The sequence below is a fragment of the Coleofasciculus sp. H7-1 genome, from assembly GCF_057473865.1.
In genome coordinates, this window is record NZ_JBYCCT010000022.1 from 31,619 (window position 1) to 51,145 (window position 19,527).

The 19,527-nt window shown below is 45.4% G+C and carries 19 protein-coding genes and 1 pseudogene; 8 read left to right on the forward strand and 12 right to left on the reverse strand.

Translation table 11 applies throughout. The features are described from left to right. Positions 1 to 69: 69 nt before the first annotated feature. The 7 genes from AC2VDX_RS05535 to AC2VDX_RS05565 form a co-directional block, all read right to left on the reverse strand. Positions 70 to 825 (reverse strand): hypothetical protein, encoded by a 756-nt coding sequence (locus AC2VDX_RS05535; RefSeq protein ID WP_378174548.1) that lies wholly within the window; start codon positions 823 to 825, stop codon positions 70 to 72. Next, complete coding sequence (locus AC2VDX_RS05540; RefSeq protein WP_378174545.1) at positions 818 to 3,283, reverse strand: CHASE2 domain-containing protein; 2,466 nt, start codon at positions 3,281 to 3,283, stop codon at positions 818 to 820. The genes AC2VDX_RS05535 and AC2VDX_RS05540 overlap by 8 nt, the downstream gene beginning before the upstream one ends. Before the next feature lie 71 nt (positions 3,284 to 3,354). Continuing rightward, the gene (locus AC2VDX_RS05545; RefSeq protein WP_378174542.1) at positions 3,355 to 4,707 is read right to left on the reverse strand and encodes a DUF1822 family protein; all 1,353 of its coding nucleotides are present in this window, start codon (positions 4,705 to 4,707) and stop codon (positions 3,355 to 3,357) included. Then, a complete protein-coding gene (locus tag AC2VDX_RS05550) occupies positions 4,704 to 6,083 on the reverse strand; it encodes a hypothetical protein (RefSeq protein ID WP_378174539.1) in 1,380 nt (459 codons plus the stop codon). The genes AC2VDX_RS05545 and AC2VDX_RS05550 overlap by 4 nt, the downstream gene beginning before the upstream one ends. Positions 6,084 to 6,245: 162 nt before the next feature. Beyond that, positions 6,246 to 7,262 (reverse strand): HetZ-related protein 2, encoded by a 1,017-nt coding sequence (locus tag AC2VDX_RS05555; protein WP_378174536.1) that lies wholly within the window; start codon positions 7,260 to 7,262, stop codon positions 6,246 to 6,248. A 323-nt stretch (positions 7,263 to 7,585) separates the two neighbouring features. After that, on the reverse strand, positions 7,586 to 8,218 hold the full coding sequence (locus tag AC2VDX_RS05560; protein ID WP_378174533.1) for a DUF6658 family protein: 633 nt from the start codon (positions 8,216 to 8,218) through the stop codon (positions 7,586 to 7,588). 107 nt (positions 8,219 to 8,325) lie between these two features. Next, on the reverse strand, positions 8,326 to 8,883 hold the full coding sequence (locus AC2VDX_RS05565) for a DUF6658 family protein (protein WP_378174530.1): 558 nt from the start codon (positions 8,881 to 8,883) through the stop codon (positions 8,326 to 8,328). 240 nt (positions 8,884 to 9,123) lie between these two features. Here AC2VDX_RS05565 and AC2VDX_RS05570 point away from each other — a divergent pair, with 240 nt between their 5' ends. Next, complete coding sequence (locus AC2VDX_RS05570; RefSeq protein WP_378174527.1) at positions 9,124 to 9,384, forward strand: hypothetical protein; 261 nt, start codon at positions 9,124 to 9,126, stop codon at positions 9,382 to 9,384. 183 nt (positions 9,385 to 9,567) lie between these two features. Next, on the forward strand, positions 9,568 to 10,569 hold the full coding sequence (locus AC2VDX_RS05575) for a lysylphosphatidylglycerol synthase domain-containing protein (RefSeq protein ID WP_378174524.1): 1,002 nt from the start codon (positions 9,568 to 9,570) through the stop codon (positions 10,567 to 10,569). 2 nt (positions 10,570 to 10,571) lie between these two features. On the opposite strand, the gene AC2VDX_RS05580 is transcribed toward AC2VDX_RS05575, so the two are convergent. The 5 genes and pseudogenes from AC2VDX_RS05580 to tnpA all read right to left on the reverse strand — a co-directional run bounded on the left by AC2VDX_RS05580 (position 10,572) and on the right by tnpA (position 14,130). Then, positions 10,572 to 11,861 carry a hypothetical protein gene (locus AC2VDX_RS05580; protein WP_486928115.1) on the reverse strand — a complete coding sequence of 430 codons (1,290 nt, stop codon included), beginning with the start codon at positions 11,859 to 11,861 and terminating at the stop codon, positions 10,572 to 10,574. 34 nt (positions 11,862 to 11,895) lie between these two features. Continuing rightward, positions 11,896 to 12,042, reverse strand: coding sequence for a hypothetical protein (locus tag AC2VDX_RS05585; protein WP_486928116.1), 147 nt, complete (start codon positions 12,040 to 12,042; stop codon positions 11,896 to 11,898). Positions 12,043 to 12,088: 46 nt separating this feature from the next. Continuing rightward, positions 12,089 to 13,063 carry a M48 family metallopeptidase gene (locus AC2VDX_RS05590; protein WP_378174645.1) on the reverse strand — a complete coding sequence of 325 codons (975 nt, stop codon included), beginning with the start codon at positions 13,061 to 13,063 and terminating at the stop codon, positions 12,089 to 12,091. A gap of 210 nt (positions 13,064 to 13,273) precedes the next feature. Then, positions 13,274 to 13,609 (reverse strand): (2Fe-2S) ferredoxin domain-containing protein, encoded by a 336-nt coding sequence (locus AC2VDX_RS05595; protein WP_378174642.1) that lies wholly within the window; start codon positions 13,607 to 13,609, stop codon positions 13,274 to 13,276. A gap of 106 nt (positions 13,610 to 13,715) precedes the next feature. Continuing rightward, a pseudogene (tnpA, locus tag AC2VDX_RS05600) lies at positions 13,716 to 14,130 on the reverse strand (IS200/IS605 family transposase). A 67-nt stretch (positions 14,131 to 14,197) separates the two neighbouring features. Between tnpA and AC2VDX_RS05605 the strand changes: the two are divergent. The 6 genes from AC2VDX_RS05605 to arsC all read left to right on the forward strand — a co-directional run bounded on the left by AC2VDX_RS05605 (position 14,198) and on the right by arsC (position 19,516). Continuing rightward, entirely contained in the window at positions 14,198 to 15,604 is a 1,407-nt protein-coding gene (locus tag AC2VDX_RS05605; RefSeq protein ID WP_378174518.1) for an RNA-guided endonuclease InsQ/TnpB family protein, read from the forward strand. Between the two features lie 189 nt (positions 15,605 to 15,793). Then, on the forward strand, positions 15,794 to 16,762 hold the full coding sequence (gene arsM, locus AC2VDX_RS05610; RefSeq protein WP_378174515.1) for an arsenosugar biosynthesis arsenite methyltransferase ArsM: 969 nt from the start codon (positions 15,794 to 15,796) through the stop codon (positions 16,760 to 16,762). 59 nt (positions 16,763 to 16,821) lie between these two features. Further along, the gene (locus AC2VDX_RS05615; RefSeq protein WP_378174512.1) at positions 16,822 to 17,151 is read left to right on the forward strand and encodes an ArsR/SmtB family transcription factor; all 330 of its coding nucleotides are present in this window, start codon (positions 16,822 to 16,824) and stop codon (positions 17,149 to 17,151) included. Positions 17,152 to 17,268: 117 nt separating this feature from the next. Then, entirely contained in the window at positions 17,269 to 18,315 is a 1,047-nt protein-coding gene (locus tag AC2VDX_RS05620) for a PstS family phosphate ABC transporter substrate-binding protein (protein ID WP_378174509.1), read from the forward strand. Positions 18,316 to 18,396: 81 nt separating this feature from the next. Further along, positions 18,397 to 19,107 (forward strand): MIP/aquaporin family protein, encoded by a 711-nt coding sequence (locus AC2VDX_RS05625; RefSeq protein WP_378174506.1) that lies wholly within the window; start codon positions 18,397 to 18,399, stop codon positions 19,105 to 19,107. Positions 19,108 to 19,120: 13 nt separating this feature from the next. After that, positions 19,121 to 19,516 carry an arsenate reductase, glutathione/glutaredoxin type gene (arsC, locus tag AC2VDX_RS05630; RefSeq protein ID WP_378174503.1) on the forward strand — a complete coding sequence of 132 codons (396 nt, stop codon included), beginning with the start codon at positions 19,121 to 19,123 and terminating at the stop codon, positions 19,514 to 19,516. The last annotated feature ends 11 nt before the right edge of the window (positions 19,517 to 19,527 follow it).

Below are 19,527 nucleotides of genomic sequence, written 5' to 3' on the forward strand. Positions count from 1 at the left end.
ATTACCCGCTTGCATATATCGCATATATCTTTGAGCAAGAGGAACTTATGCAAAAACAGAAACCGTAGCCTATCGAGATGCAGAATCTTTTGGCTCATCTTCTGCACAGAAATTATGAGCTTGAAGAAGCGCGATCGCATCCATTAATTCCGCCGAGGGATTTGGCACCGAATAGAGTTCCAAGATCGCATCTGACCAGAGTTCGCGTTCGGTGAAGTAGTTCGCTTTCTCCAGCGCAATTGTCTCCCCTGATGCTCCTTTGAATCGCTCCTCCAGTGCAATCAATTCGGCTGAAATGCGATCGCGTCTTTCCGGTTCCATCACTTGAAACACAACGCTGCTTTCAATTGGGTACGGCGCTGAAGCAGACAACTTCCATACATAAGATTGTCCAGGTTGCAATGGTTTCCCATCATAGACCGCCCTCGTCTCTCCTTCAATTGGTCGATCCCACAATATTCCCTGATTTCCCTGAAGAGATAGCTCAATTCGCTTTACCGTTCCTTCTGGGATATTCCAGAGAAACATAGGGCGATCGCTCCAAATCTCTAGGATTTCCCCTTGCTTTGAATAAAGCGAATCTGAGTCTACCAGTTTCCCAGGAGCGATCGCGCAAATCGCTCCTCCTCGACTACCCCCTCCTTTCTTTTTGCGACGTAATTTCTTCCAGATATCACCCCACGATAAAGCTAGATATGTATCATTACTTTGGGTTAGTAAAGGATGCGGCTGTTGTCTATTTGCCGCTTGTATCGGGACTGAGAAAAAAGTTGTAATTAAGGCAGATATTAACAAAATAGACTTGACTCGTTTAAAATTAGCCATGAGACTTTCTCCTGAATGATAAACGAATATAATTCCAAAACAAAACTGTTGGTAAAAACCAAGGTAATAACATCGCTACCGATATATATATTTGCAATGAAGCAATGATATAAACGCTTGTAACTGCTCCTAACTTTATCACCCAGCGTTGCCGCTGATGAAGATTATCCTGTAACATCAGCGTTACACTTTTACCCAGTAATCCAGAAAGTAAAATCACCCATAAATCGGGGATAGGTATCACCAACCGCCGCGTTAATAAATGATCGAGCATATAAGCATGAGCTTCACCACCGGGAAAATTTTCCTCCTCCCAACCGCGCCAGAAACCGACAGCTAAAGGAATCACATAATTATCTTCATTTTTCCCTTCCAACCCTGCTCCTTTATACCCACCTGGAGTAATCAATACCACTTCATTCTTAAAGGTGTCCGGTACCTCCCCTTTTCCTAGGCAATCTCCCAGTAACTTACAGGCAGAAATGCGTTGGTAGGCAGATTCAGGGGGAATAGAAAAGTCAATAATTGGATGTAACCATACTTGACTAAAATTTTGAGAAAAGCGGGTAAGCGAATGAAGGCGAACTCGTTGCAAAAAAGCTATTTTCTGGTTGGGTTGGCTTATTTGATTTAAAAAGTTAATAACTGAGGAATTAAAATTTGTGCGATTTTGCAAATTTGGTTGCGGTAAATTAGGAGGTAATTCTTGATTCAACGCATACGCTATAGCTAAGAGGTAAGCAAAAGGATACATCTGTGAACTTTCGGGTTTTGCTGGCAAAAGTTCAAGATACCAAGGGAAGAACATGATATCCCCTTCCAAACTCCAATTGAGGTTGGCAATATCTTTAGTCACCCCTGAGCTAGGAGTGAATTCTCCCTCTCCAGAACTAAAGATAAACCAAGTATTTCGACTAACAGCATTACGTACAGATTGCTTGAGTTTTTGACTGTTATTCGGTTGTTTTTTATCATCTAAAATATAATCGATGCCAACGGTTTTAGCTTCTAATTCAGAAAGCCGATTCAGTAGTGCGGCTAAATAGCTATAATCGATAGGATGAATTTGTTTAATTTTATCGGCATCAGCTTTCAGTGATTCTTCATCAATTTGAATAAGTCGCACGGGTGAACTTCCTTTGGCTGGCACTTGGAAGGTGACTTGGCGATAGGCAGCCTGAAGTAAAATGCGCGGTTCTAATAATAAGCTTTGTACGGGTGGTAATAAACTCAAAAACAGGATTGCGGCTAGCCACCAAGCTTCTTTTGTCGTTGGCAACCAGCGTTTTAGAGTGTCAGAGAAACCAAAAGGTTTAATGCAAAATAGCTCGGCTTCTGGATGCCGAAATAGGGAGGGAACTAGGTAGGCAGAAGGGTAGGAAAGATGCTTTTGCTGTTGTTTAAGAAATAGACTTGCCTCCAGCAAAGCTGAATGAACATCCTTGTATTGGGTCAAGCTGGCGAGAAACTGCACCAAAAATTCTTGCGCTACCTGATTGTGAATCGGCTCCCGCATCACTACTACCTGGCTTAATCCCAAGTTAATCAAAGATTCGGCAATATTCATGCCACTACAAGAGTTGAAGATGGCAAATTGAAGTCCCCGTTTTTTCGCCTGTTTGAGTGACTCTTCAATTTCCCGAATCGAGATTGAAGTGTGAGGTGCAATGCCTAATTCTCCACCCGTCAGGACAGTTTCATTACTGTGTCCGGCAAAAAATAATATATCCCAACCTGGCTCAGATGCGATCGCTTTCTGGATCTCCATCTTGAGTGCATCAGCATCAAAAAAGCGAGCCTCTATACTATATGGGATATTCAGTTCAGCTTTTCCCTGGTTCCGTTTCCAACCAATCAACTTGATATCTGCAACATGACGAAGCGATCGCAGTGCTTCTCGGTCAGCTTCCAAATTCAAGCCAGTGTCATCCCCTAAAATCGCTAAAACCCTAGCTTTACGCCGAATCGGACAAACGGGTTCATTAAGAATATTGGCTGGAGTGCGCGCAATGCGTATTTGTTGACTAGCACCCAAATCCGTACCAATTTCCCAAATTTCCCACGGTAATCGCGCCAGTTCTAGAGGAGTGCAAGTCAGGAACACCTCAACAGTTTGATGTTCCGGTTTATGAGCCGCCTTGACAATCTCGCGGCGAATACTGACTAATTCAGGACTTAGCAACCAGTGCTGAAATTCATCCCATAGCTGAACTTCTGCATTCACCAGTTCCTGATGTCGGTCAACTGGCAGAGTGCCTTTACCGCTGATGACCTTGTGCCCTCGCAGCCGCCTATAGTAGTTGAGATAGGCGCTTTGCCACTGTTCGTAACTCCTGGTCAACGAGAGGGGATAATTCAGCTCTACAGAGAGTATCTGTCCTTTACCCCAAGACAACTCAAAGTCGCAAACGGTACCAACTTGCTTAACCCTAAGCTTAAAAACTGTTCTATCGCTCATTGAATTTTAGATTTTGGATTTTATGGAGGTCGGAGTTGCTCCGCTTCCGATGATTTTGGATGAGTCGTTAGTCATAAAATAAATTCAAACGGTGGCAATGTTTGGGCTTCTCCAGTTGCTAAAGTAATGGTCGCTAGAAATTTATCCTGATAAGTACCCGCCACCTGGGTAAAAGTATAGTCATCATTCCCATCTGATTGCAGTGTATCTTCCGCCAAAACCTCCACCAGGTCGCTCACTCGCAACGTCATGTTATCGTGAGGTTCATTACCAGGAATCGCCCTTAATATCAGCAATAACGTCCATTCATTATCATCCGGGAGAGACCAGGTAACAGCATACAGCCGCAACCGATTTCCTAGAGTTAAGTCTCGGTAAGCACAACCCGCATTTGCTGGAATCTCTAACTGATTATTGCGACTAATTTCTCTGAGAATCTCTTCTAATTCTTGAGATGGGCTTTGTTCGGTTCTGCGGAGGGAGAATGCTGCTGGCAACTCTCTCATTGGCTCAGTTACGCGCCAGGGGGACGGTGCTGGCAAGGCTTCCCAGGACATTTCTTGCCTTACTTCATCCACTTGATTGTGGAACCAGTTCCTGACATTTACCGCCTGCTGAGTCAAAATTTGGAGCAACTCTGATAGATGGTTGGTAACGGTTGCTGTATTCTCCGTTAGAGACTGGTAGAGCCATTTGAGTAAATCTGGCGTCGTCAGTACTGCTGCTCCCTGCTCCCACGTCAAGACTTGCCACAAAGGACGGTTACGCAGTTGGGGTAATAATGTTAATAGTGTCCCCTGCATTCGAGCTAGGGTAGCCTGACGATTGGTTGGGATTTCAGGTAAAGGAATTGCTGATGGATCTAAACATTGCAAATAAAGCAACAGTTCATTAGGTTCGCGATTAAACCAAGCGAGTGGGAGCTGATAAGTCCAATCAGCTTCCGGTTGTAATTGCGGTTGATAATTCATCAGTTGATCGTGACGCAAAAAACCTCTAATTGCTGCAACTTCCAACTCTTCCTCAATGCCAATAACTACATAAAAATGAGCCATAAATTCTGGTAAATCTACTGCCGCTCTGGGGATAGTCACTTCTTTATCGGTTAAGGTGATAGTAGGAATTAGACAAACTTTAAATTCTCCGACTCTCAAATTAAAAACTGCATCAATCGCATTGGCATACTGGGGTTGCAAAACTGAAGAGTATTCTCTATCTAGGGAAATTTCCGGTTCTCGTTTCCGGAGCCATTCCTCAAAACTCAATAAACTTAAAGCTTGAAGATAAATTTGCCATTTTCGATCTTCATTACCTACTTGCCTACTCAATTCTACAGCTTGGTCAAGCTGCTCTGGTTCTAAGGAAATTGTTTCTGTCAATTCTTCAAATTCGACCCAATCATCCGTCAATGTTAAGTAATTCATGCTCGTTCTTCTTTCTTGCTATTAAGATATTTACAAATAGTTGCAGCTAGTTGACTGTTCATAACTCGGTTGTGTCCGATGTGAGATTCTTTTTTCGCCTTCTCAATCTCCGTAGAAATCTCTTTATCTAAAATAAATTGGACTTTTGACTCCAAATCTTGGAGTTGCACGGGATCAATGTAACATTGAGCTAACTTTAAAACGCAAGTTCGCAAGCACAATAACGTTCGGCGTCCGATATCGCTGCGTAAGTTTTTGAGTTCCAGCAGGCGGCTCACTTGAGGCTGGTCTTTCAAACCGAGTTGGGGAGCAATTTCTTTCATGGGAACTCCCTGACAGTGAAATAAATGAAGTGCCTTGAGGAAGTTTGGCGCTTTCTGATTTTTCTGGGATTGCAAATAGGTAAAGCGAGCTTGAATTACCTGCTTAACAGACTGAGCTAAACAGGTATTAAATTGTTGGTGATAGCCTGCTAAGAACTCTGATTGCTCATTAGAATCATCCTCACTAAATGCTCTATTTCTTTCCGCAGGATTTCCGGTATCCAAAGACGTTAAACCTTTCCGAGTACGAAGGCGTCCGGCTCTAAGTAACTGAGCGAGTTCTTGCAATTCTCTTAAGATTTGTTCGGGAAATATTGTCCGAGTAGCTGACAATTGTTCAGCCATTTGACGCAATTGTAAGGCGGTTGGGTCTGGATATCGGCTTTTCTCTCCAGCTTTGCGGTGCTGCAAAAGTTGGGTGCGATAAATCTGGTGGTAGCTATCAAGTAGCTGAAGCGCTTGGTTGATTTCTGCTGGTGTCCGATCAAACTCTAATAAAACTCGCTGCAACCGTCCGGGGTTCATGTAACTAAGAATCATCCAGTCAGTAACTTGCTCAATTCTGTGTTCGAGTAAGAATCGTTTGAGGAAGCGATCGCTCTTTACCATCCTGACCGTCCAAGTCGATAATTTACTCTTATCCGGGTCAAAGGTTTGCAAAATTCGAGCGGTTACAGATAGATAGTTTGTCCGACTTTCATCCGTCTCCTGACGCGGAGAACGAAAAGTGCTATCGAGTACCAACGGCAACAGATCGATACTGGTGAAGTCATGGTTTTTGCCAAACTTCTGCTCTAGTTCTAAGCAAAATTCTTGAATTTGGTTAGAGATAAAGCAGCGCAGACACATCTCAGCCATCTGGCGGCGAGTGTCATCGTTCTGGAACCACTGCATGAGTTGGCGTTGAATTTCCCAGTCTGGCATATCCTCTCGGTCAGCGAGTCCGGAAAATTGAGTCAAGAAAAAGGCTTTTGCCGACTCAACTTCTTCAGTTCGGCACTTGCCGAAACTATCAATTCTCATCAACAGCCAGTATCTCGATGCCGTACCCATCGTTATTTCACCCAACTATGCAAAGCGACTCTGAAATTTTTCTCATACTTGCCTCGCGTAGAATAGGGATGCTGATAAAAGTCAATTGAGGCGAGTCCGGGTGAGCTGATTGAACGGCTAAAAAACGAATAAGGATAACTTTAAACAAAGCCACTCACATCTTCAAGAAATTCCCGCTTTTACCCGAACTTGACTCGGCTGCCTTTTCATCCCCATCGGCACAAGTTGCTCAGATGTTCTACCCGCTGCGGTGGTTTTTAGCCAGCTGGCGATTAGTTCTGGCTGCGTTTTTCTGGCAAAAACGCGAATCGCATGGTAACTGACTTTTTCCCGCAGACGATAGACTTCCCTAATCTGCAAATTCAAGGCGCTGGCGATCGCTTCTTGAGAATTGCCAGCAAGGTAAAGCTCCAGCCAAACAGCGGCTTCTCGACTGACATTTTCGGCTAAATAGTTGTAAAACTCCTGCTTTACGGTTGTCCGCAGGAACATTTGTTCTTCAATTGCTTGATTTTCTTGATACTGGGCAACTGCGTGGATATCGAGTAAACTTACCGGAATGTTTGTCTCATTCGGAGCCACTTCCTCAGAAACCAGTCGCACCAGTTCACCATCTGGGATCTGAGTCATCCCTCCCCGCTGGGAACGACGTAGATAGTTAAAAAATCTATAAACTAAAAGTGGCTGGTTGCGAATCGGTCTGAGACAGTATTCTTCGATGCTGCTCATCAACAGGGAGTTACCCAAGCGAGTATCTGAAGTACATTTGCCGATCCAGGCAATTTGCTGTTGAATGTAGCGATCGCGATGCAATAATTCCTGAATGACTTCTTGCAACACATCGACAACCGCTGAAGAGCGATCGCGCGACAGCGCCACCCAGATCCGAATTTTATTCCTCAGCAATACTAAACTCCCCAACCGAGTCGTCAAGTTGCAATAAGCACGCTCTGTTCCCACGCCTAAGTAGCGTTGCCGTAAAATGCGATAGCGATAATCCATCGCTTGCAAGGCAATTGCCCTCTGAGGGGCGTTAAACGTTTTAAAACGCTCTACGTCCTCTCCCACCAGCCAGCGAGCAATACTTTCATGGGTTGCGGCGCTATAGCCAGGACAATCAGATGCCAGCTGCTTCGCCACCTCAGTTGGAGACAGCACAACGGTTAGAAATCTTTTCATTTCAATAGCCGAGAATGTGTGTTCTACTGGGCTATATCTTCAGTCAGGCTGAGGTTATGTATTTTTGATCCGGTTTATCCGGGAGCATAAACCCTTCCGATCAACCCTGACAGGAATGACACTGACTGAACGAGAATTCAATTCTATTCTTTGGTTGGGTTGAGGTCACTCAACCCAACCAAAACAAGGAAATCGTTGGGTTGAGGTCACTCAACCCAACTACAAGTCTTAAGTCAGTGCCATTCCAAAAGCAAATAGGGGCAGGATTGTCCCGCCCCTAGAATCATTGATTGAGTCTGGAGTTTATTTAATTCCAGAAGCTGCTAATAATCCATAGCATCACTAGCCTTGTCAACAGCCCGCTGGGCACCACTCACAGCTTTATCCGCTGTGCGCTTGGCACTCTCAACTACATTTCTGCCTGCATCTTTAGTATTTTCCTGGACATTATCAGCTGCCCGCTGCGTTCCTTTACCCAGGTCTTTGGTTGCATCCTGAGTATTGCCCTTGAGATTTTCAACTCCCTGCTTTGCTCCTTTAGCAAAATCGCTAGCCGATCTTTGCGCTTTGTCGCCAATCGCTTCGGTATTTCCCTTCACGTTCTGACCGAAATCTCTGGCGTTTTCGCCCTTCTTATCCAGTATCCGCTTGGTGTTGGTTCCTAAGTCGTCGGTCTGGTCAATCACGTTGCGCTCAGCATTATCTATCAGACCTTTTGCCTTAGCTGATACGCCTGAGGTGTCTCTTCTGGGATCGGTATCGCTATAGTCGTTCATCCCGCCTTTATACTCATTGGTTAAGGCACCTTTAGGAACGTCCTCCCTGACTTGGTCGGCGGTCTTCGCTTGCGCCCCACCATTACAAGCGGTGGTAACAAATATGATCGTGGCGGACAAAAATACGGTGATGATTTTGCCCAAGTTGATTTTTTTAAACCAAGTAATGACGCTGTTCATCGAAAAAACTCCTTTTTCTGTACGAGTCAATGGTTGTTTTTGTTAGTATTGCCATCTGATATTTTCGACTGGCAATCAATCGAAAATCTCAAACCTCAATTATTTGCTTACTTGTGCAAAGTGGGATTGCTTTGCAGTTCGGGTCTCTGACCGGCTTCATCTGATTTATCTTTGATGAAGCTGGAAGCATCTTTGAACTCTTCGCCGACCTTCTCCAGTCGATTTCCGACTCGCTCTCCAATATCGGAATTGCGCTGATTGAGTCCACCTGGTTTAGGCTGGGTGAAGTCATCGGAGGTTTTGATTGGTAGTTCTCTCTCTTTTTCCAATCGCCCCTGTGGTGTCTCAGCACCTGGGTAAAGGATTTCAGAATTACTGGTAGCAATTAACTGATTGGAGAGGATCTGCAAGTCAGCGCGATCGCGTGGATTCGCTGTTTTGCTGATGTTAGGATCGGTGGACATTTTGTAATTCGTGTAGCCATCTCCACCATTCTTGTGGGGATTGTTGTTACCTCCCATTTGCACGGGGGGGTTTTGTGGACGCGCCCCTAAAGAATCGCCATTATTACAAGCGGTGGTAACAATTAGCAACACGCCTGCCAAAAAAACGGTCAATATTTGACCTAACCGTAGTTTTTTAAAGAAAGCAGTTAAGTGTTTCACACACTACTCCCAAGATTTTTCCGAACTGTTATAAACAATACAAAAGCTACGGTGTTCGATCCTCTAGCGCAGGTCACATTCTGGTTGCAACTAAAAGCCACCTCTCTCTAACCGTAGAGAGATTCACAAAAAATCAGCGAAACTACGGTTATATCGGTTTGTTCATGACCATGCCAGTTAAAAACAGCGCTCAGCCTAGAACTTGACTGATTTTTCTCGATCTTTCAGCATCTGATGAGTATGGGCATCGATCGGGTCCAAGCGCGATCGCCCACATCAAACTTGCCTCACCATCAGGTAGCGGATCGTTATCCGTATCCCAGACGTGCCAAGTTTTGCCTACTCACATCTTGCACTAAGCCCTCACAATGGAATTCTGGGGCGATTGCATTCCCAGTCCGCCTACCTTGGCTCACCGCCAATCAAGGTTTTTGTAACCTGCGTAGGGGGCAGGTGCGAGTTTGTCAAGCTGCGGTTTCAACCGCCCGGAGCAAGATGTGATTAGACCAACTAAGCTTCAAAGTTTGACTTGGGAAATTGTTCGCTAATGCCTGCAAAGTGTAGAAATAGAAGAGCGATCGCTCCCTCTGGCAAAAGTTACAGACTCGCTACCGTTCTCGCTCCGGTATTCTCATACTCTAGGATGAGGTATTTGCCTCAACTAGCTTCCCAGTGTGAAAGGTCATGAAAAAAATTTGGTCATCCCTGAAGCCGTACTTGCGCTGGGTTATTCTCGGCGGGACGCTATTTTTTTTGGCAAAAGCTCTCAAAGACAACTGGCGGGAAGTCGCAGCCATCCGAATGACTGGTGCGGGATGGACTTTTCTCGCGATCGCCTTTTTGATTACTTTACTGGCTCATACTTGGTCTGGATTCGTCTGGAGCTGGATTTTGCAATCATTCCGGCAACCCGTTCAGCCTCGATGGGCGCTCCAGGTTTACCTCAAAACCAACCTTGCCAAATATTTACCAGGGAATGTCTGGCACTACTATGGGCGCATCGTGGCGGTGACATCGCACGGGGGTTCTTTCGGTGCCGCGACTCTCAGCGTGTTACTCGAACCCCTGCTGATGGCAGCAGCAGCTTTATTAGTTGCCTTGGCAGGTAGCCAGTTGGGTTGGGCAGGTGCCCCGCAGAATACCCAGACGAGAACCTTACAACTTCTTGGTTTGGGTGTGGTTTTGTTGAGCGTTCATCCCCGAATTTTGAACCCGCTGATCCAGTTGGCGAGTAAGTTGAAGGGAAAGAAGGCAAGAGGCGCAGGGGCGCAGGGGCGCGGGAGAGAAGAAAATGCTACTGCTTCTGCTTCTCAACCCCTCACAGAAGCTACAGAAGCTTCTTTTCGACTTGAGCGCTATCCCCTATTACCTTTATTGGGAGAAATTGGCTTTTTGTTACTGCGTGGCGCGGGATTTTTGTTTGCCATGCTGGCGCTGACGCCAGTGCATCCGAATCAGATACCGATGCTGCTGAGTGGGTTTAGTTTGTCATGGCTGTTGGGTTTGATTGTTCCCGGCGCACCAGGGGGAATCGGGGTATTTGAAGCCACAGCGATCGCCCTATTCGGTCAACATTTTTCTGCCGCCATTCTCCTGGGCGTCGTCGCCCTATTCCGGTTGGTGAGTATTTTAGCGGAAGCCGCCGCTGCTGGATTGGCAACTTTGAGCGAACTGAAGGATAAATAAAACTAATCCTCTGCGAGTCCTGGCTCCGACATCACCTCTGCGATCGCAGAGGTTGCAGCTTTTATATCGCTATCCAACTTCAGTTGAGAAAAAACCCGATACATCTGTGTCGTCCCGTGAGGCAGCTTCTTCGTTCCATTTTCGTTCATCTTGATCAAATTGTATTGAACGTTTTCAGCATAGATAGCAAAGGTTATATGAAAGATTTCAAAGAAATTCACTACCCACTTGCAATCCTCTTCCGAACAGTGCATATAGTATTTGATTAACTCAGCAATGCAAGTTTCTAAATGGGTGCGAACATTTTTACAAATTAATAGAATTTTCAGCAGTACGATTACTAAAGTCAACGGATGCCCTTGCGACATCAATAAAATAAATAGAGGCGAAGGTTCCCGATGATTTTCCGTCGTTAAATATTCTATCGTCCGATTACAGGTTCTTAACAACAGGGCATCATCTAGAGTTTCTTCATGATGATTTTCATATACATTATCTAGCTTTTCCGCTAATTTTGTTTTCAATACCTCTACAAATTTTATATTTTCTACTGAAAAAATTAAATATTTTTGTAGACTGTGCTTAAAATTTTTGTAGGGAAGTTCCTGAGTTTGTTGGAGAAAAATATTTGCCAGATTTGTATAACTAAACGGCCCCCGTTTCGCAACAATCGTCTTGATCAGACGCAGCACCTCGTCCCCCAAACCAGTCGGGTTTTTAGGCAAAATTTCTCTAGGCATCGCCGATTGCGATCGCGCGGTATACATTGCCAGGTCAAACTTGAAGCGATCTTTCAGTTCTTGCGACAATGCTCTGGCAGCTTCCCGCTGTTCGACGGGGTTTTTGAGATTCGCATATTGAGGAACTAACAGATAAGAATTATAACGATGACTCCAATGAATTGTTTCATGTTCTTCGTATCTAGCGGCAAATATTTTTAAATCTTGATAATCTTGACTTTTAATAAAATTTACCAGCCAAAGTCTCAGCTTACTTAAACTTGGAGACAGAGTTGACTTGCTAATATTTAAATCGCCAAATACTAGAACTAATTCTTTAATTGCGTTATAGCTTCGGGTCGTTTCCCAATTATTGATCAGAATATAACAAGAGCGCTTTAGAGTGTTTTTAAATTCTTCTTCGTTATTCGCAAAGATAATGTCAGAAAGCACTTTTACCGCGTTGGTATTAACAGCGTTAGGACTGTAATAAATAAATAACTGCTTAAATTCTTGCAGAACGGCTTCTGGAGGCGATTGCTGAACAATGTCCACCAAAAAACGATAGATCATATCTCGATCTGGCTGGTTTGAGATGACGCGAGCCTCAGTCTGATATCCATCTGATAGAATGTCCCTGACCATTCCAGTAATTAGGACTATTGAGTCCTTCCTTAGAGTGCGAAAAGAGAAAGTAGATGGCACCCAGCGTCAATGCTAATTGCAGTGTATCGTACTTGACTTGACTGCCCATAGCAATCCTTGAAAATACATCCGCTTAGGGAACTTGCTCTCAACCGCTAGGGATCTTCTGATTCAGACCGGAGACGGTTAATTTGTTCTTGCAATTCCTCAATTTGACGCTGTAGCGCCTCCACCTCATTAACGGCTGTTTCTGATGGGACATTCACCGCGCCCTGTGCAGAGGAACGTTGGTAATTGCCCCGACGAATCTGACGATATTCCTCTGAGTTTGCCCACTCCTGCAAGTGGTGAAGGCGATCGACCGTAAAGGGATGGGTCGTAAACAAACCTTGAGTAAAGTTATTGTAAAGTAAGAACTTGTAGACTTGATTCAACCCGTCTTCGTCCAATTCCTGATATTTTTGCGATTGACGAATAAATTCATCTAAATTCACTTCATTGGCATAACGGGCACTGCCGCCAGCAAATTTCATCATTAAGTGCATCACCGGATTCAGGTCGTCTGTCACCAGGAAAGCGGCTCGATCTGCTGAGAATTCCGCTTTACGGCTCCATTCAATAAACGCCAAAATCAACCCGGTACCGATCAAAGTGCTGAAGCCAAAGGTCGCATTCCCGATAAAATTGACGGCTTGCAAAGCCCAAATCGCCATCTGACGTAAGGTCGTGTGACCGCATTTAATATGTCCTAATTCATGTGCAATGACTGCCCGAAGTTCCGCTTCGTTGAGCAGGTCTAAAAGTCCAGAGTTCAGGATTACATAAGGGCGTTCTTGTCCGAGGGCGCTGGCATTCACCCAAGGAGCTTGGGAAACGAAAAGCGTTGGCTCTGGGTAAACGTCCAGATCGCGCAAGCATTCCCGGAAGATTCCATAGATGCTAGCATACTGACGCGGCCCGACCTGAATGCTATTGCCCATGTGGTAGACAAACTGGGGACGCTCGGAGACAAATTCCACAAATTTACGGGCAGCCATATCAAATCCAGGCACGCTGCGTAAGGCTTGCTCGGCTTGTCGGTCGAGGGGATGTCTAAAAGCTTCACTGGAAATTCCGGTATAAGTAGGCATATTGATGAGCCTTATACAGCGTTCTACTGAACTATTAAAGCCTAGAAATACAACGATCGGCTTTTGATCTACATACAATCTACATACATTAGATGGATGCGCGATCGCCCGTGTCGTCAAACTGCCACAGAAACTGCTTGATTTAAGCAAGTAACCAACCTACGTCTGAGAAAACTTGACACGGCGGCAGTTATAGGAGTCAAAATAACTTCAAAAACTGATTCTCATGTGAATTCTGGGATTGAGCTTTGCTTCTATCGGTTGCCCCCCTTGTAAATGTTGTTCAACGATCATCTGGACATCGCTGGGTTGAACTCGGCAGTACCAAGTTTCTTCGGGGACAATTCGCACCGTAGGACCACAGCTGCACTGTCCCTGGCAACCGCTACCCGTTACCATTACTCCGGGAATTTCAGCACTCTCAAAAGCGGCAAGTACGTCTGCGCTTCCATTTGCCAGACAGGAACGGTACTGGCAAACTATGACGCAACGCCGATCTTGCTCCAAACACTTTTCTTGCGAACCAGTTTCCACTTTTGAGTCCAGCACAACAGTATAAATTCCTATCATAATAATACGGGAGCGTGAGAACCCCTACGATTTATCGAGGGGATGAAACGCGACGGAAGCGGGTTTTAACCCGTAGTATCTCTTATTTCCCTCGTTGATTTTCGATGTACTTTTTAACTACCTCAGTACTGACTTGACCTGTTGACGCTACAAAATAGGTCGGTGTCCACTTCATCGGGTAGTTTTTTTAATTCTGGAAATTCTTTTCTTAAATGATGCGATGCTCGACCTTTGACCCATTTAGCAATTTGAGATGGCGCTTCATCGGTGGGAGTGTTCAAAAATAAATGTACATGGTCTGGCATTATCTCTAAGGCGATTAACTTCCAGTTATGCTCTGTTACCAAATCAAAAATAATTTCTTGGAGACGTTTTGCCACGTCTTTGACCAACACAGGTCTACGACGCTTAGGTACAAACACAAAATGATAATTAATGGAAGATACGGAATTCTCGGTACGCCTGTACTCATAATCTTTTCCTGAAATTTTAGCCATATTTTTACAGATTTTCTTTTTTTTATATGTAGTAGCAATTATAATAAACAACAAAAGGTGATGCAAGTTGTACAGAACAGTACCAGTTAAAGCAAGGTTTACAGACGAAGAGAAGTTGTTTTGGGTTGACCAGTGTGAACAAGCTAACAGCTTAATTAATTGCGCGATTTACGCAGCTAAACAAAGCCATTACGAGATGTTGCAAGAGTCTAATGACGCTTTTTCTACTTATTGGCGTGGAGATGAACTGCACTACGGATGGAAAACTTATCGGTGTAATAGTACTTACCCGGAATTAGACAAAATTCTCAAGGACAATCCTCATTACAAAGCAATGGCAGCCCAGTCTGCACAGCAAACGTTGAAATCAGTAGGAGAGGCGATATCTAGTTACAACGGTTTGGTCAAAGCTTATTACCGTGGTGACGTTGATAGACCATCGTTACCCAAGTACAGAAAACGTGGTGGACTTGCTGCTGTCACATTTCCAAGACAAGCTTTGACCTATAAAAACGATTGTTTTTATCCATCAATTAGCAAGGAAACTAAACCACACCTGCTGACTGAAATAACCTTGCAATTACCTGATTTTATTAATCCTGATTGGGTAAAAGAAGTCACGATACGACCTAATTACGGAGAATTCTGGGTTGATTGGGTTATTGATGACGGCAAACAACCAATTGGGTGTAATCCAAACCTGGATTACACCCAAGCTTGGAGCTTTGACCACGGTGGAACAAATTGGTTAACAGGAGTTTCAACTTGTGGTAAAAGTTTGATTATTGATGGTCGTAAGCTAAAGGCAATGAACCAAGGTTATTGTCGCTTGATTGCTAAGTACAAGCAAGGAAAATCAGAGTTCTACTGGGATTCCAATCTTGACCGAGTGCAGCTTAAGCGCAATAACCAAATGCGTGATGCCATTAATAAAGCAGCACGATTCATTGTTAATCGATGTCTTAATGATGGCATTGGAAATATTGTTATTGGTTGGAACGATGGGCAGAAGAATGGTTCCAATATGGGCAAACGCGGGAACCAGAATTTTGTTGTAATCCCTACGGGTCGTCTGATTGAGAGATTAAAACAACTTGCAAGAGAGTACGGAATTGTTTTGACGATTACAGAGGAGGCGTATACTTCAAAAGCATCTTACCTTGATGGCGACAGCCTCCACAAACATGGTGAAAAACCCAACGGATGGAAACCGTCAGGAAGAAGGGTAAAGCGCGGAATGTACAAAAGTCGTGATGGCTTCATTATCAATGCAGATTGCAATGGTAGCGCCAACATCATGAGAAAAGTAGCCACACAGCTAAAGTTAAACTTAGCCGAGGTGGGTAGGGCATCTTTGACAGTGCCACAACGATATGATTTGTTTACAAGGGTTAATAAATCATATCGTAAACGTTGCGAAGTGCGGCTTCTAGCCGCACTTCGCAACATCAGTTTAGAATCCCCCTTTTTCTAAAAGGGGGAGATGTCAATGCTCTATGTTAACTTCGCCTCAGCAGACCAGGGGAAAAGTTGGCAGTGCCGGGGAGAGTCCTTTCTCAGGCAATACTCATCTATCGGGGATTTGATAGCCTTATAGATTGGAATCAGAGTATTTTTAGCAATTTGCTAGAAAGTCGCAACGCCAACCTAGGAGAATATTTGAGTGAGCTATCTCGAAACCGCTGCTGAGTTTTATAGTGAAGTGGCACAGACGCCACAAGTCGGACTTTGTTGTGTCCAAAGCAGTCCCCTGCAACTGCCAGGACTGAAAATTTCGCCTCAGATGCAGGAGATGAACTACGGTTGCGGTACCACCGTCCATGCCGCTGAACTTGCTAATGACCCGACGGTGCTGTATGTCGGTGTTGGCGGTGGTTTAGAAGCGCTGCAATTTGCTTATTTTTCTCGCCGTCCGAGTGGGGTGATTGCTGTCGATCCAGTGGCGGCGATGCGCGAGGCAGCAACTCGTAACTTAGCGATCGCTGCCCAAGAAAATTCCTGGTTTGACCCCAGTTTCGTGGAGATTCGGGAAGGCGATGCCTTCGCCCTGCCGGTGCCAGATGCCTCTGTAGATGTGGTGGCGCAGAATTGTCTATTTAATATCTTTGAACCCGCCGACCTGCATAGGGCGCTTCAAGAAGCCTTCCGGGTATTAAAACCAGGGGGTCGCCTACTGATGAGCGACCCGATTGCCACTCGTCCCATCCCACCCCATCTGCGGCAGGATGAACGGTTACGGGCGATGTGTCTGTCGGGTGCTTTAACTTACGAGCAATATACTCAGCACCTCATTGATGCTGGATTTGGGCAGGTAGAAATTCGAGCGCGGCGTCCTTACCGACTGCTAGATTGCGCTAGCTACGGGTTGCAGGAACCTTTGCTATTAGAAAGTTTGGATTCTGTTTCTTTTAAAGTGCAAATTCCTGAAGATGGTGCCTGTATTTTTACTGGCAAAACGGCGATTTACAGCGGCACCGAAGAGTTTTTTGATGACTCGAATGGGCATATCCTCCAGCGGGGTTTACCAGCAGCAGTGTGCGATAAGACGGCGCTTAAGCTTGGTGCATTCATGCCAAAAGACATCCTGATTACTGATTCAAGCTGGTACTATACGGGCGGCGGTTGCTGTTAATTGACGGATTTGCTTGGTGCTTGGATAGGATAGCTGAAGAGATTTTTCCATAAAACTTGATGGCTAAACTACCCGCGATCGCACCTCCTTCCGTTTCTTCTGGTTTTCATGCCCTGTCTGACCCCCTGCGGATTCAAGTATTGGAACTGCTCCGCGAACAAGAGCAATGCGTCTGCGAACTCTGCGAACAGTTGGGGGTCACTCAGTCTAAACTTTCCTTTCACCTAAAAACCCTCAAAGAAGCCGCCTTAGTTTGCTCCCGACAGGAAGGACGCTGGATTTACTACAGCCTGAATCTGCCCCAATTTGTTGTTTTGGAGCAGTATTTGGCAGAGTACCGTCGCTTCAGTCCGCTCTTATCAGCGCTTCCCTGCAAAGACGTGCCTTAAACTATCAATTTTTTGATCTTTCATCTACTTATCCTATTCCATCGCTACTTGACAAATCAAGTTTTTTTGAAATGATGGAATTGTACTCCTTCCGCAATGTCATTGGGGGTGAGTTTGATGAAGGCAATAACTTTTCGGTGGGCGATCGCGCTGGGTGTTCTCGCGTTGACGACCAGTTGCACAGCGCCCCTCAACTCGTCTAGTCAAGCGCAGCAACCGCCGCCGCAAGTTAAGGTGGATGGTTCTAGTACCGTTTATCCGATTACGAATGCGATCGCTGCGGAATTTCAAGCAAACCAAGCCAACAAAAACAACAACAAAAACAAAAACGCCGATATCACGGTTAGCATCTCCGGAACTGGCGGTGGATTTAAAAAGTTCTGTACTGGAGAAACAGATATTAGCAACGCCTCTCGACCGATCCTGACCGATGAGATGGAAGCCTGCAACAAAGCAGGCGTCAGATATATCGAACTTCCCGTCGCCTTTGATGCCCTTACCGTCGTCGTGAATACCCAAAATAATTGGGCAAAAGACATCACCGTGGCGGAATTGAAAAAGATGTGGGAACCAGGTGCCCAAGGGAAAATCACCCGCTGGAACCAAATTCGTGCTGAGTGGCCCGACCGACCGCTAAACCTTTATGGTGCAGATAAAGAATCTGGCACCTTTGACTACTTCACCGAAGCAACGGTAGGTACCGTCAAGGCTAGCCGCAGCGACTATACAGCCAGTGAGGATGATAACGTCCTGGTTCAGGGAGTGAGCAAAGACCCGAATGCTTTGGGTTACTTTGGTCTTGCTTATTACGAAGCCAACCCAGGTCAGTTGAAAGCTCTAGCCGTTGACAACGGCAAACAACCCGTCTTGCCTTCGCGCCAGACTGTGGAAAATGCTGATTATCAACCGCTTTCCCGACCTCTCTTCATTTACGTGAACGCCAAGTCTGCCCAAAACAACCAAGCAGTTCATGACTTTGTAGAGTTTTACCTGAAGAATGCACCGACCTTAGTCAGTAAGGTGGGCTATGTACCTTTACCAGGGGAAGGTTATCACCTAGCTTGGGTTCACTTCAATCGAGGCAAGGTCGGAACCGTCTTTGGTGGGGAGGCTCAGTTAAATCTGACGATTGGCGAGTTGTTACGCAAACAGGCGACCTTTTAGCGTTCAATGCCCACCCTGAGAAACTGTTTGAACGAGGAATTTTTTGGCAAACAATCGCTTTATTGAGTGCTGAGGATGGGCATGAAATCAGTTTTGCGGATGGCGCGTTGGGACTCAGTTTTCCAATCGTGCAAGCAACAAGCGATCGCTGAGGGAGTGGGTACATTCATCCTGGTGTTTGCCGGTACGGGTGCCGTGATGGTCAACCAAATTAGCGATGGCGCGGTGACTCATCTCGGCATCAGCTTTGTGTTTGGCGCAGTCGTCGCCGCTTTAATTTACTCCTTGGGACACATTAGCGGCGCTCACTTTAACCCAGCAGTAACGCTGGCTTTTTGGACAAGCGGCTTTTTTCCGAAACGCCAAGTATTGCCCTACATTTTGGCGCAGTCTATGGGGGCAATTGCCGCCTCAGCTTTACTCTTGATGGCTTTAGGGCGCGTTGCCAATTTGGGTGCAACTGTGCCACTAGAAGGGAATTGGCTGCAATCCCTGGTGCTAGAAACGGTTCTCACCTTTATTTTAATGTTTGTGATTTTTGGTTCCGGTCTCGATCGCCGCGCCCCGATTGGCTTTGCGGGGTTAGCGATTGGCTTGACAGTGGGGCTAGAGGCGGCGTTTATGGGGCCAATTACTGGAGCCAGTATGAATCCCGTAAGGTCATTTGGCCCCGCTTTAGTGGGCGGCATTTGGCAGCACCACTGGGTTTATTGGATTGCACCAATTTTAGGAGCGCAATTAGCCGTGTTGATCTACAGCCAACTTTCCAACGGATTTCGGGATATCAAGTAAGGGAGAAAACCTGATGAAACAAGTGATGTTTGTGTGCAAGAAAAATTCCCGGCGATCGCACATGGCAGAGGGATTTGCGAAAACACTTGGAAAAGGTAAAATTTCTGTCACCAGTTCCGGATTAGAGGCGAGTCAAATAGATCCCATCACGATTCAAGTCATGGATGAAATTGGTATTGATATTAGCGATCAAAACTCTAAGGCTTTAAGCAATTTTAATCCCGAAGACTACGATGCGGTAATTTCTCTGTGCGGCTGTGGAGTTAACTTGCCACAAGAATGGGTGCTGCGAGAAATTTTTCAAGATTGGCAACTCGACGATCCAGAAGGAGAATCTATAGACACCTTTCGCCGCGTTCGAGATCAAGTCAAAGAACGGGTGGAAAAGCTAATTTCATCCCTTAGCTAGATGTTGCTGAT

Bases quoted from the DNA above. Each gene is read 5' to 3' on its own strand.
- AC2VDX_RS05535 (WP_378174548.1), bottom strand. From the start codon at position 825: ATGGCTAATTTTAAACGAGTCAAGTCTATTTTGTTAATATCTGCCTTA.
- AC2VDX_RS05540 (WP_378174545.1), bottom strand. From the start codon at position 3,283: ATGAGCGATAGAACAGTTTTTAAGCTTAGGGTTAAGCAAGTTGGTACC.
- AC2VDX_RS05545 (WP_378174542.1), bottom strand. From the start codon at position 4,707: ATGAATTACTTAACATTGACGGATGATTGGGTCGAATTTGAAGAATTG.
- AC2VDX_RS05550 (WP_378174539.1), bottom strand. From the start codon at position 6,083: ATGGGTACGGCATCGAGATACTGGCTGTTGATGAGAATTGATAGTTTC.
- AC2VDX_RS05555 (WP_378174536.1), bottom strand. From the start codon at position 7,262: ATGAAAAGATTTCTAACCGTTGTGCTGTCTCCAACTGAGGTGGCGAAG.
- AC2VDX_RS05560 (WP_378174533.1), bottom strand. From the start codon at position 8,218: ATGAACAGCGTCATTACTTGGTTTAAAAAAATCAACTTGGGCAAAATC.
- AC2VDX_RS05570 (WP_378174527.1), top strand. From the start codon at position 9,124: ATGGGCATCGATCGGGTCCAAGCGCGATCGCCCACATCAAACTTGCCT.
- AC2VDX_RS05575 (WP_378174524.1), top strand. From the start codon at position 9,568: ATGAAAAAAATTTGGTCATCCCTGAAGCCGTACTTGCGCTGGGTTATT.
- AC2VDX_RS05580 (WP_486928115.1), bottom strand. From the start codon at position 11,861: ATGATCTATCGTTTTTTGGTGGACATTGTTCAGCAATCGCCTCCAGAA.
- AC2VDX_RS05585 (WP_486928116.1), bottom strand. From the start codon at position 12,042: ATGGGCAGTCAAGTCAAGTACGATACACTGCAATTAGCATTGACGCTG.
- AC2VDX_RS05590 (WP_378174645.1), bottom strand. From the start codon at position 13,063: ATGCCTACTTATACCGGAATTTCCAGTGAAGCTTTTAGACATCCCCTC.
- AC2VDX_RS05615 (WP_378174512.1), top strand. From the start codon at position 16,822: ATGGCTAAACTACCCGCGATCGCACCTCCTTCCGTTTCTTCTGGTTTT.
- AC2VDX_RS05620 (WP_378174509.1), top strand. From the start codon at position 17,269: ATGAAGGCAATAACTTTTCGGTGGGCGATCGCGCTGGGTGTTCTCGCG.
- AC2VDX_RS05625 (WP_378174506.1), top strand. From the start codon at position 18,397: ATGAAATCAGTTTTGCGGATGGCGCGTTGGGACTCAGTTTTCCAATCG.
- arsC (WP_378174503.1), top strand. From the start codon at position 19,121: ATGAAACAAGTGATGTTTGTGTGCAAGAAAAATTCCCGGCGATCGCAC.